This is a genomic window from Exiguobacterium artemiae 255-15 (genome assembly GCF_000019905.1).
Classification (GTDB): domain Bacteria; phylum Bacillota; class Bacilli; order Exiguobacteriales; family Exiguobacteriaceae; genus Exiguobacterium_A; species Exiguobacterium_A artemiae.
On record NC_010556.1, the window covers coordinates 640611 to 653230 of the forward strand.

Sequence of the window (12620 nt, forward strand, 5' to 3'; positions counted from 1 at the left end):
AAGAAGGTATATCCCGCATGACGGAAATACCGAAAATGAGCAGACTCGTAGCGTCAGTCATCCGCAACTCATTGCGAAAGTGATGAATTCTTTCATCATTAGACAGTAGCGAGTAAATGCTTCATTTCGGTATTGTACCTCCTGTTCATAGACTATGTGTTCAATGTAGCAACTTGTCGTCAGCAAGACAAGTAAGAATCGAGCAATTCTTGAGCCGCAGCGGCTTCTTCCGGATTCGGTGGCAGAACATCCGCCAATGGATAGTCGAGACCGAGTGCTTCCCATTTGTAAACGCCAAGCTGGTGATAAGGGAGTACTTCGATCCGTTCGACATTACCGAGTGTCCGGATGAATTCGCCGGTCTGGCGCAGGAACGTCTCCGTCATCGTCAAACCGGGCACGAGAACGTGACGGATCCAGACGGGAATGTTCCGTTCTGCCAAGCGTTTGGCAAAGGCAAGTGTATTGGCATTACTGCGCCCCGTCAGAATCCGGCAGGTCGCATCATCGATATGCTTAATGTCGAGTAACACGAGATCCGTGTAATCAAGAATCCGGTCGATATTTTTAGGAACGACCGAACCGGCTGTATCGATGACGGTATGCATGCCTTTTTGTTTTGCTTCCCGAAGTGCCGCTTCCAAAAATTCCGGTTGGGCAAGGGGTTCTCCACCGGAAAATGTGATACCACCGCCTGTTGCTTCGAAAAATGATCGGTAACTTTCCGCTTCTTCAATGATTTCCGTTGCCGAGACGGAACGACCACACCCGAATTCCCACGTATCCGCATTGTGGCAGTATTGGCAACGTAAAGGACAGCCTTGTGTGAAGACGATGAAGCGAATACCCGGTCCGTCGACCGTGCCGCAGGATTCAACAGAATGAATCGTTCCGTGTGTCATAGCCATTTCAGTCCTTTCTTTCAGTTAAAGTGCACCGTGGAATGTCCGGTTGATGACGTCGATTTGTTGTTCGCGGGTCAATTTGATGAAGTTGACGGCGTAACCGGAAACCCGGATGGTCAACTGGGGATAAAGTTCCGGATGTTCCATCGCGTCAAGCAACGTTTCCCGGTCAAAGACGTTGACGTTTAAGTGATGTCCTTTTGAAGTAGTTCCGCCCATATAGCCGTCGAGCAGTCCGACAGTGTTGCGGATTCGTGTCGGTTCGTCTTTCCCGAGGGCTTTCGGGACAATCGAGAACGTATAAGAGATGCCGTCGAGTGCATGTTCATATGGTAATTTGCCGACGGATGTCAACGCGGCGACAGCCCCTTTCGTATCGCGCCCGTGCATCGGATTAGCGCCTGGTGCGAACGGTTCACCGGCCCGTCGTCCGTCCGGTGTGTTACCGGTTTTTTTGCCGTAGACGACGTTCGAAGTAATCGTCAGGACAGATTGAGTCGGTAAAGCATCACGATACGTCGGATGTTTCCGGATTTTTTCCATGAACAGTTTGACGAGATCAACGGCCATCTGATCGACTCGTTCATCGTTATTGCCGAATTTCGGGAAGTCGCCCTCGATTTTAAAATCAACCGCAATTCCGTCCGCATCGCGGATCGGGGAGACGGTAGCGTAACGGATCGCGGACAGGCTGTCAGCGACGACAGACAGACCGGCAATACCGCAAGCCATCGTCCGTAAGATTTCCGGATCGTGTAATGCCATTTCGAGACGTTCGTAACTGTATTTATCATGCATGAAGTGAATAACATTCAGTGTATTGACATAAAGTTCCGCCAACCAGTCGAGCTGGCGGTCGTAAGCAGCCATGACCGTCTCATAATCCAGGACGTCATCGAGAATCAAGTCGGTCTTTGGAGCGACCTGTATTTTGAGTTTTTCATCCATACCGCCGTTTAACGTGTAGAGTAATGCTTTTGCGAGGTTCGCCCGTGCGCCGAAAAATTGCATCTGTTTCCCGATTTTCATGGCGGAAACACAACACGCGATGCCGTAATCATCGCCATAAACCGGCAGCATCAAATCATCGTTCTCGTACTGAATCGAACTGGAGAGAATCGACATCTTGGCACAGAATTCTTTAAATCCGCGCGGCAGTTTTGTCGACCAAAGCACCGTCAGATTCGGTTCGGGAGCCGGACCGAGATTGACGAGTGTCTGCAGGAAGCGGAACGAACTTTTGGTGACGTTGGAGCGGCCGTCTTCACTCATTCCGCCGATCGATTCCGTGACCCAGGTCGGATCGCCGGAGAATAGATCATTATAATCCGGGGTCCGGAGGAATTTGACGATGCGCAGTTTCATGACAAAATGATCGACGAGTTCCTGTGCCGTTTGTTCCGTCAAACGACCGGTCTGTAAATCCCGTTCAATGTAGATGTCAAGGAATGTCGAGACGCGACCGAGTGACATTGCGGCGCCGTTTTGCTCTTTAATGGCAGCGAGATAAGCCAGATACACCCACTGGAACGCTTCCTGTGCGGTTTCGGCCGGACGGGATAAATCACAGTCATACCGTTGTCCGAGTTCGGTCAGTTCCTGCAGCGCCCGGATTTGTTCGTTCATCTCTTCGCGGTCGCGAATCATCGATTCCGATAAGAAGCCGCCACGGTCCTGTAAATCCTGTTTTCGCTGTGCAATCAGGAAGGAGGTACCGTACAGGGCAACCCGTCGGTAGTCACCGATGATCCGCCCGCGTCCATATGCATCCGGAAGACCGGTGATGATCCCGGCTTTACGGGCGGCACGCATTTCAGGAGTATAGGCATCAAATACACCTTGATTATGTGTTTTCCGGTATTCACTGAACGTTTTGGTGACGAGCGGGTCCGCTTGAAAACCATAAGCTTCTAAGGCATCATTGACCATCCGGATGCCGCCGTTCGGGTGAATCGACCGTTTGAACGGTTCGTCGGTTTGCAGACCGACGATTTGTTCGAGCTCGCGGTTGAGATACCCCGGACCGTGTGACAGAATCGTTGAAGGTGTCGAGGCATCGACGGCATAGACCCCGCCGCGTAAACGTTCTTCACTTGTTAAATTCATGATTTGTTGCCACAGTGTTTCCGTAGCAACGGTAGGACCGGCGAGAAACTGATCGTCTCCCCGGTACTCTGTCCGGTTGCGGCGAATGAAATCAGCCACGTCAATCTGATTGTTCCACGCGCCTGTTTCGAATTGTTGCCATGCTGGCGTTTTTTCAAGTAACATCATGAACACTCCTTTGGTTGTAAGGTGAACAGTGCAAGATACATCCCTTATGTGAATAGTGTAACAAACATAAAGCGGGAAGAGTTTTACATCCCGGTGAAAGCGTAAGAGACTTCAAAAACGTTGGTATAGAAGGAATTATTCAAATGTGTACCAGTAGTCGGAAGAGGGTCGAAAAACAGGAAAACGTCGAAATTCAGCCGTTTTTTCAAATCTGTATCACTATTTTCATCCTGTTCTGAACAAGACAGTTTGAATCGTGATAAAAGTCACACCGGGTTATCTTGTATTTTTATGACGTATCGTTGACAATGAAAAAGGGAATATAGACCGTGGAGGTGCATAAAATGGATTTTTCAATGTTGGAAGACCGTGCCGATTATAGAGCAGGTGATTGGGTGACGTTAAAGGTATCAACTGAGGGAACGCCGCGAACGGGTATGATTACGGAGTTTGAGGAAGACGGCTTTTGGATTCGTTTTGAAGATGACTTTGATTTTGAAGACTTCATCGGATACAACGAAAAATACTTGGCGAAGCTGATCCGTCGTCCGAGTGATGTCCGGTCCGATTACCCGGTACTCAGTCAGTTTCCGAAACTGGCGGATGAACTTCAAGACCGGGTCATTCAAGGGTTCGATATTTTGACGGAAGAAATAAAGAGTGACCAGGAAGTGGTCTATCACATCCGGCTGATCGACGCCGGAAACGAATATACGCAAACGTTGCGCGGGACGCGTGACGAAACGAACGATCAATTTGAATATGTCACAGACTGATGCAGAAGAGAGTAGGAGAATACACGTTATGGACTTTATGAAACCTTTTATTACAGAAGCATGGGAACGCGCCCGCTTCGAAAAAATGATGCCGGTTCAAGAACAGGCCATTCCATTATTACGCGAACGAAAAGATGTGTTGGTCGAAGCACCGACCGGAACCGGGAAAACATTGGCTTATGTCATCCCGGCGCTGGAATTGATTGATGAAAATGAGCCGCACATCCAAGTCGTGATTACCGCACCGACACGTGAACTGGTCATGCAGATTCATCAAGTCATTCAACTGTTTTCACAAGGAAGCGGTATTAAATCCGGAGCCTTCATCGGTGGTGTCGAACTCAAACGCCAGCACGAACGATTGAAGAAAAAACCGCAAATCATCGTCGGAACACCGGGCCGCCTCGTTGAACTGATTGATTCTAAAAAAATGAAGATGCATAAAGTGAAACTGATTGTTTTGGATGAAGCCGATCAAATCTATGAGAGCGGAATGAGCGCTTCGGCAACACGGATTGCCAATAGTGCATTACGTGATCGTCAGCTGGCGTTCATCTCGGCGACGTTGCCGGAACGAACAGCTGAATGGGGCAAAACGTTATTTGCGAACGAGCCGGAACGGATTAAAGTAGAGCGTGTCATGAGTACGCAAGTGAAGTTCGGTTATATCGAGATGTCACGCCGCCTCAAACCGGAATACTTGCGCCGCCTGGCCAACATGCAGGGAGCGAAAGTGTTGACGTTCATCAACAACCGTTCATTCCTCGGACCGTTAAACGGTGAACTGAGTAAATTTTCCTTAAAGTACCGCATTCTTGACGCCGAAAAAGGAAAACGTGAACGGATGGAGACGCTTCGTTCGTACAAACGTGGAGAGTTCCCGTTACTTGTCACGACGGGGCTTGCAGCCCGTGGACTCGACATCGAAGCGGTCACGCATGTCGTTCATTATGATTTACCCGAATCCTTCGATGATTTCGTTCACCGTTCAGGACGGACAGGACGCGGGAACGCATCCGGTATGGTCCTTGCTCTTGTGACGGATCACGATTTGAAACACCTGAAGACATTGACTAAACAAATGGGTGTGGAACTAGAAGAAATGGAGATTTACCGTGGGGAAGTGATTCCGAAACGGGAAGAAACTGAACCAAAAACCATTAAACGCCCGGCGAACCCACACCGGAAAGGACCGACACGATGAAAAGCGAGCGAAAGATCATTCCTTTTCCAACGACCGTATCGGAAGCGGAGATGAATACGGCATTAAAAAAGATGTACCAGGAAGCCGCAACGGCCAGAAGTACGGATTGGGTCGCATTCATCGAAGAGATTGCAACGGAAGGACGATGGTATTTAAAGGACGCTGAACTATTCCGTGATCTATTCGTCGATTGGGCCATTTTCTATGAAACGGACGAACAAGGCAAAACACCGCACGGCCGTTTTTTAGAACAGGTCAAGGAAGACATGTCACCGAGTTTATACCGTGCTTTAAGAGGGTTGGCGGATCCGGTGCCTTCTCTGTTTCTTGTTGAGGAAGACCGGGTCGTCGACATCATGTCAAAGCAGACCTATCAGACGGATTTAGGAGAAATTGAAGTCGAACCGGGGGATTTACTGGTCGGTAAACTTCTTTATATCTCGGGGAAATGGCGTTTTGCGATTGCTTACATGAAAGTCGCCAAAGCATTAGTGCCGGAAGTCCGGATTCTTTTGGCAGATTTCGTGGATGAGGTAGGAGAAGATGCCTTGTTACGCCAATATCCTGAATTCTGTGCCGAGTTAATTGATTTATTGCTCGATATTGAAGAAGGAAACATCGCCCCACGCCCGGAATAACAAAAAAATCGGCTTTTCCGTACTCATTCGGAAGGGCCGGTTTTTTTGAGTGGAAATCATTATTCCATTTCGGAACGATACACACCAATCCCGTTTTTGTCTTGATGCTTCACACGATACATGGCTAAATCCGCCTGTTTGAGCCATTGTTCTAAATCGGATTCCAAATCGTGGCGTGCGACACCGACACTGGCAGAAACACGTAACCGTTGTCCGTGATACTGGTACGGTTTCGACAACTGATTCAAGAAAATCTTACAGCGTCTTCTTAAGGAAACTTCATCTTTCGCCGAGGTCAGCAGAGCAAATTCGTCTCCACCGAGCCGGTAAACCGATTCGTCAGCGGATAATTCTCCGGCAAGACGTCGTGCGACTTCTATCAGAATAAAGTCCCCGGCTTCATGACCGTACGTGTCATTAATTTGTTTGAAGCCGTCTAGATCAATCAGGGCGAGATAATTCAAGGTAACTGTTTTTTCATGAAACGTTTTTTCCAACGATCGGCGATTGCCGATGTGGGTTAAACCGTCATGATAGGCATGGTATTCGATTTGCTGTTGACGTGCCATCCGCTCTGTTACGTCATGGAGGATCAAGAAATGACCAAAGGCAGTATCGCCAATCTGAATCGGGATCGGAATTAATTCGAATTGTTGATTCGCTTCATTTTGATAATGATTCGTCCCTATCTTCAAGGCAGTTTGAACATGGTGCAGTTCGTCCGTCACATAATCAATCGTCATGTCTGAAAGGCCAAAAATCCGTTGAGCAGCCTGATTCGCATAAGTCGGTTCCTGATTCTGATTAAAGCGAACGATTGGATCAGGATGTCCCATGAACAGCGGAATGACTTGTTGTTCACTGGCTTTGATTTGTTCAGTTCGTCGATCCACCCGTATCGCCAATTGTTCATTTCGGGTATCGAGTTGACGAACGATCGATGTATGTTGGCGCGTGATAAGAATCTGGCGAACAATCAATAAAAATAAGATGATAAAGACATCCTGTTTTTGTCCGTCCTCATCCAGGAAATAGTGAAGGAATAATGGTAAAGATAACAGCGGGAGCCAAGCACGTTGGACGATCGGCGACTTATTAACCCCTTCAGCGATATGGTCAATATGCCAAAGGATCGCTGCGCTCTGAGCCAAACGGATAAGGATGGGCGAGAAAACCAGATACTGCATCGTAAATGCCGGAAAATAAACGGACGATATTTCATACAGACCTCGAATGAAAATCGATAAGAACAGTAAAAATAGTGTCGTCCGGGATACCCAGTGGGTGTCCTGGATAAAGAAAAAGTAAAAGAACACGAACAGACCGAGTGATGTATTGATGATGACGACAAGCGAATAAGGGAACGGATTGACAGCGGGATCGACCAGTTCATTCAGAATATGAAACGCAACTAAAGCAAGAAAGATGACTAAAATAATGGCATCCATAAAAGCCAAAAAATGCTGACCGAAACTCTTTTTAGAAGCAATCCGGTAAAAAATAGCATACAAAAATAAATAATGAGACAAGGAAAATAAAGCGAGGCTGTAGAGTCCGGAAAAACTTTCGGGCGGACTGAACAAATGAATCGTTTCTAAGACGGATCCCATAACGGATAGACATAAAGAACCAAGCGCAAGCAACCAGAAATTCCGTCTGGGAACGATGAGAAACTGTTCTTTTTTATAGGCGACCAAAATGAAAAAGGTAATCAAGATCATCGACAGATACTGCAGAATTTGTTCGACGACAAGGTTGGGAATCGATTCGTTTGCAGAGGAAATCACTACGAGTAGCGTAGAAATGATCAGCAACGGTGGAAACCATTTTATGAAATAGGGTGATCGTTGCATGAAACTGCCTCCTCACTTGAAGTGTGTTGTCCTTTTTTTATCATACACTGCTTTTGTCCGGTTCATGTGAATCAAAAAAAATCGTATCCGTCCGTCGTATTGACGAATGGATACGATTCAATAAGAAAAAAATTAGTTTTTATAGTTTTCGTATGCCTCGACTTTTTCGGATAAATAAGTCCAGTATTCCATCAACTGATCGATTTTTGCTTTCGCTTGTTCGATTTGCTGATAAAGATCGTTGACCTGACCTAAATCACTTCCGGAAGAAGCCAGTTGTTGCTCAAGAGATTCCGCCTGAAGTTCCGCTTCCTCGATTTGAGATTCAATCGTCTTCCAGTCGAGCTGTTCCTGATAACTTAGTTTTTTGGGTGTCTCGGCAGGCGGTGCTTCGACGGTCGGCACGTCTTTTACGATAGGTGCCTCGATGACGGAAGGGAGTTCCCGTTGCTCTAAATAATCGGTGTATTGACCGTAGTACGATACGATTTCACCGTTTTCAAATGCTAATAACCGGTTGACGACACGGTCAAGGAAATAGCGGTCGTGACTGACTGTGATGACGGTTCCCGGGAACGAGTCCAAATAATCTTCCAACACGGATAACGTTTCCGTATCCAAATCGTTGGTCGGCTCGTCAAGGAAAAGAACGTTTGGTTCATCCATCAAAATCGTGAGCAGTTTCAACCGTCGTTTTTCACCACCGGATAATTTACCGATTGGTTTATATTGTGCTTCCGGTTTAAACAAAAATTGTTCAAGCATCTGACTTGCCGTGATTTCCTGACCGTCCAGGGTCGTGATGACTTGGGCGATCCGTTCGACTTCTTCAATGACCCGGCGGTTAGGGTGACTGAATTCTGCGAATTGACCGTAAAAGCCGACTTTTACTGTTTCGCCGTGAATAACTTCACCGCTCGTCGGTTCCAGGCGTTTGGCAAGAATTGATAACAAAGTGGATTTTCCACTCCCGTTTCGTCCGACGATTCCGTATCGTTCCTTCCGGCCAAATAACCAGCTGAAATCATTGAACAACGTCCGGTCGCCAAATTGCTGACTGACATCCACCGCTTCGATGACTTTTTTCCCGAGTCGGGTGGAGCCGACCTGAACTTCGAGCGCTGCTTCGTCTTCTTCGTAAGACAGTTCTTGCAGAGCATCCACCCGTTGAATACGTGCCTTTTGTTTGGTCGTCCGTGCTTTCGCCCCGCGACGCAGCCAGGCGAGTTCCCGCCGAAGGATGTTTTGTCGTTTTTCTTCCATCGAGGCTGTCCGTTCCCGGCGCTCCGCCCGTTTCTCGAGGAATGATTCATAATTGCCAACATAGAAGTAAGCTGTTCCATTCGCGATTTCCATCATATGATTCGTGACACGGTTCAAGAAGTAACGATCGTGGGTGATCAGTAAGATCGCCCCGCGATATTCCTTAATTTGCGATTCAAGCCAAGTGATCGTCTCGGCGTCAAGTTCGTTGGTCGGCTCATCGAGGAGTAAGAGATCGGCTTCGTCGAGCAACGCTTCAGCCAGTCCGACCCGTTTTCGTTGTCCGCCTGACAAGGAACCGATCGTAGCTTCAAGATTCGTGATGCCGAGTTTATTTAAAATCATTTTGAGACGGGACTCAGTATCCCAGGCGTTCGCGGCATCGATTTCTGTTTGTGCGCTGATGAACCGTGTCAGTAACGTTTCATTTGCCGGATCTTGCTCAAGAGCCAACCGTGCAACTTCATAATGACGAAGCGCATTGATGGTGGGGGTATTGCCGGATAACAAAACCTGCATGACTGTTTGATCTTCCGGATAATCCGTTGACTGCGAAAGCAGGCGGATCCGGTAGTCATTTGGATGTTGAAGCTCACCGGCGTCCGGTGTTTCTTGTCCAGCTAAGATATGAAGCAACGTTGATTTTCCGGTACCGTTGACACCGATGATTCCGATCCGGTCACCGGGACTCACGGAAAAGGTGACATCCTCGAATACGATTTTATCGGCGAATTCTTTTTTTAGTTGATCGACTTTAAGTAACATGTCAGACTCCTTCTACAATTTCCTTGATTTGTTGTTCGACCAGAACGACCAGTTCTTTTTGCGACATGGATGTCGGGTCGATCGGTTTTAAAATCGTCACATCGACGGTCGCCGGTCGAATGCGTCCGGTTTCCTCCATGACACGATAGCTTCCTGAAATCGCAATCGGAACGACTAATGCTCCGCTCGATGTAGCCAGTGTAAAACTGCCTGCCTTAAACTCGGCGACAGGTCCTCCTTTAGAACGTGTGCCTTCGGGAAAAATAATCATCGATTGACCATCTTTAATCGTGTCGATTCCGGCCCGGATAGCTTTGAGAGACTGTCGGCGATCTTTGCGGTCAATCATGACACATCCCATCAGATTCATCCAGACATTCACAATGGGAATCTTGTTCACTTCAATTTTTGAGATGAAGGCTTTTGGTTTGTCGATTTTTCCGAGGAGGATCGGAACATCAAAATTACCTTGATGATTAGCGATGAAGACGACTGGTTGATCGGCCGGGATGTGTTCCTGACCCGTCATCCGGACCTTGACTCCGGCAAGCCGGAGTAATGAGTTTGCCCAGGCATGAGCCACTTTTTGTGTATAGGCGTAGCGTGCAGCGTGCGTTCGACGTTTTGCCCCTGGAAGAAACGGTAATGTAAGGGGTAGAACCAGTCCAAAATGAATGAACCAGATGATTGTGCGTAACATAGTGGCATCAGACTCCTTTTTTTGCTTTCAATGATTATTGTACAAAAAAAGACCGGGTATCGCACCCAGTCTTCGTCATTATTCCCAATAACGAGGTTCCGACTCTTCTTCGGTTTCTCCAAGTTCAAACGTCAAACGACGGGTCGTTGGGTCAATCGAGAAAGAAGCGTTAGTATTATCAATCTGTTTGATTTCCATCGACTCCTCGTCAAGGATCAATGTCAGTCGGACCTTATCTTCGTGATCGACAAGCAGGACGCCGTCTTCTTTTAACCACAGGTCGATGACAGGCGAGTAACGAAGGGTCCAACCGTTGGATAAGGGAATTTCATTCATAATGACTCAGTTCCTCCTAATCATACGAAGTTAAAGCGGTTCTTTATTTATCATGCTGTTCTGTCGCCGATAATGCAAGTGGTGGAATGGATTCACGTTGATCGTAAGACAATTGATACGACTGTTCCCGTTTTTTCATCCGTTCATACTGCTTTTTGACTCGGCGATGCTGCACATATTCATGATAGGACTGGTGAGATGTCCGAAGGAGCTGTCTGAAGGAAGAGAGCGATAAGCAGATGGCGAGTGTAAAAACGAATACACCGATTGAATCTGTATAATAGCCGGTCGTATAACTCAAATATGTACTGATGAGACCTGTAAACGTCGTGAAAAGATAAAACCACATGACACGCCCTCCTTATTTAGATGATATACATCTTCTAAAGAATTCGTGACGAAACCGTGATTTCCTGTATCGTCCTGTAAAACTTCGGGAAAAATAAAAAAATCCACACGCTTAGTGTAGATTTTATGGAGTGTCAATATGTTGAAGTGCAGGTGTCTTCGGAGACAGGTCTGTACTGTTCGAACCTTCTGCAAAAACGATTCCGATCGTTGCGAGGAATGCAAAAAAAGCAAATACCAATGTTTTTGTGAAGCGTCTTGCGAAAGAACGCGATTGAATGTTATGAAACATGTTTTTCCCCCATATTTAACTAAACTAAACCTTCTTTTTCCTAATTGTTTTATCATATATCTTTTTTTCAAAAAAATCACTCAAATCAGAACCGTTCACAAAAATGTCATATTTGGTCACTTTTGCTTCATGTCGGAGAGGGGAGGAAAAAGAGTATAGTATGATAGGTGATACGCAGGAACAGATGGAAACAACAGAAGGGAGATGACCACTCATGGCATTACGCGCAGGACAGGTTGTCACATTAAAAGTAGAACGAGAAGCAGAGTTTGGTGTTTTCTTAAGCAACGGGGAAGAGGACATCTTACTTCATAATAATGAACAAACAAAAAAGCTCGAACTTGACGAAGAAGTGGAAGTCTTTCTTTATCAGGACAACGAAGGGCGTCTCGCTTCTTCGATGACGATTCCGGAAGCATCGTTTGAAGACTACGTCAAAACGACGATTAACGGTACGCGTTACAATACAGGCGTATTTGCAAACATCGGTATTCAAAAAGACGTGTTAGTATCTCTTGATGATTTGCCGCAACGCCGGACATTTTGGCCGGAAGAAGGAGATCAACTCTACATTCGTCTCAAACATGACCAAAAACTTCGTTTACTCGGAGATCCGGCTCCCTATGCGTATTTTAACTTACGGGCAAAACCGGCACCGGAAGAGTGGAATAACATGGATGTCGAAGGACTTGTCTTTGCTCAGCGGGATCCCGGCGTCAACGTCTGGGTCAATGAACAGACGATTGGTTTTCTCCATGAACAAGAGATGGAACGGTGGCCGCGACTTGGAGAAGTTATGAAATTACGGGTGACAAATGTGAAGCCAGATGGTACAGTATTACTTTCAGCAAGACCACGTGCTCACGAGGCAATCGACATCGATGCGGATTTGATCATGAATCACCTGCTTGAACATGGTGGTCATATGTCGTATGGTGATAAGACACCTCCTGAGACGATTGATGAGGTATTTGGCCTAAGTAAGGCTGCCTTCAAACGTGCTTTAGGTCGATTGTTGAAAGACAAAAAAATAGAAAAACATGAAACGGGTATTCGGTTAACGAAATAAGTTAACCAACTTAAGCCTACGTTTCGAATAAATAGTTAGGAATTCATCATTTTGGTGGTTGCGGCTGGTACTTACCGGCGACCATTTCCAAATAAAACCCCATCACTAGTGGGGGCAAACGGCGCGAATTCAAGCGTTGTACGGTCCGGGCATCATGCCTTTCCCTCGCCCTTATGGCAACGATTATGATGGTGACT

General features: G+C 46.8%; 12 protein-coding genes. 4 read left to right on the top strand and 8 right to left on the bottom strand.

The window, feature by feature from the left end:
• Window positions 1–179: 179 nt before the first annotated feature.
• Window positions 180–902 carry a pyruvate formate-lyase-activating protein gene (gene pflA / locus EXIG_RS03275; RefSeq protein ID WP_041261815.1) on the bottom strand — a complete coding sequence of 241 codons (723 nt, stop codon included), beginning with the start codon at window positions 900–902 and terminating at the stop codon, window positions 180–182.
• 24 nt (window positions 903–926) lie between these two features.
• The gene (gene pflB / locus EXIG_RS03280; protein WP_041261474.1) at window positions 927–3176 is read right to left on the bottom strand and encodes a formate C-acetyltransferase; all 2250 of its coding nucleotides are present in this window, start codon (window positions 3174–3176) and stop codon (window positions 927–929) included.
• A gap of 347 nt (window positions 3177–3523) precedes the next feature.
• On the opposite strand from pflB, the gene EXIG_RS03285 reads away from it, so the two are divergent.
• Genes EXIG_RS03285 through EXIG_RS03295 form a run of 3 tightly spaced genes read left to right on the top strand, consistent with a single transcriptional unit; the run spans window position 3524 to window position 5797 of the window.
• Entirely contained in the window at window positions 3524–3955 is a 432-nt protein-coding gene (locus EXIG_RS03285; RefSeq protein ID WP_012369513.1) for a hypothetical protein, read from the top strand.
• 28 nt (window positions 3956–3983) lie between these two features.
• Window positions 3984–5159: a DEAD/DEAH box helicase gene (locus tag EXIG_RS03290; protein ID WP_012369514.1), complete on the top strand. Its 1176-nt coding sequence runs from the start codon at window positions 3984–3986 to the stop codon at window positions 5157–5159.
• Window positions 5156–5797 (top strand): hypothetical protein, encoded by a 642-nt coding sequence (locus tag EXIG_RS03295; RefSeq protein ID WP_012369515.1) that lies wholly within the window; start codon window positions 5156–5158, stop codon window positions 5795–5797. The genes EXIG_RS03290 and EXIG_RS03295 overlap by 4 nt, the downstream gene beginning before the upstream one ends.
• Window positions 5798–5856: 59 nt before the next feature.
• On the opposite strand, the gene EXIG_RS03300 is transcribed toward EXIG_RS03295, so the two are convergent.
• From EXIG_RS03300 to EXIG_RS15870, 6 genes are all read right to left on the bottom strand, one after another.
• Window positions 5857–7650: a GGDEF domain-containing protein gene (locus EXIG_RS03300; protein ID WP_012369516.1), complete on the bottom strand. Its 1794-nt coding sequence runs from the start codon at window positions 7648–7650 to the stop codon at window positions 5857–5859.
• A gap of 132 nt (window positions 7651–7782) precedes the next feature.
• Window positions 7783–9678, bottom strand: a complete 1896-nt coding sequence (locus tag EXIG_RS03305) for an ABC-F family ATP-binding cassette domain-containing protein (RefSeq protein ID WP_012369517.1) — start codon at window positions 9676–9678, stop codon at window positions 7783–7785.
• Between the two features lies 1 nt (window position 9679).
• Window positions 9680–10378: a lysophospholipid acyltransferase family protein gene (locus EXIG_RS03310; protein ID WP_012369518.1), complete on the bottom strand. Its 699-nt coding sequence runs from the start codon at window positions 10376–10378 to the stop codon at window positions 9680–9682.
• A 78-nt stretch (window positions 10379–10456) separates the two neighbouring features.
• Window positions 10457–10714 carry a hypothetical protein gene (locus EXIG_RS03315; RefSeq protein ID WP_012369519.1) on the bottom strand — a complete coding sequence of 86 codons (258 nt, stop codon included), beginning with the start codon at window positions 10712–10714 and terminating at the stop codon, window positions 10457–10459.
• 43 nt (window positions 10715–10757) lie between these two features.
• A complete protein-coding gene (locus EXIG_RS03320) occupies window positions 10758–11063 on the bottom strand; it encodes a hypothetical protein (RefSeq protein WP_012369520.1) in 306 nt (101 codons plus the stop codon).
• A gap of 123 nt (window positions 11064–11186) precedes the next feature.
• Window positions 11187–11354: a hypothetical protein gene (locus EXIG_RS15870; RefSeq protein ID WP_012369521.1), complete on the bottom strand. Its 168-nt coding sequence runs from the start codon at window positions 11352–11354 to the stop codon at window positions 11187–11189.
• Window positions 11355–11568: 214 nt separating this feature from the next.
• Between EXIG_RS15870 and EXIG_RS03325 the strand changes: the two genes are divergently transcribed.
• The gene (locus tag EXIG_RS03325; RefSeq protein WP_012369522.1) at window positions 11569–12423 is read left to right on the top strand and encodes a S1-like domain-containing RNA-binding protein; all 855 of its coding nucleotides are present in this window, start codon (window positions 11569–11571) and stop codon (window positions 12421–12423) included.
• The last annotated feature ends 197 nt before the right edge of the window (window positions 12424–12620 follow it).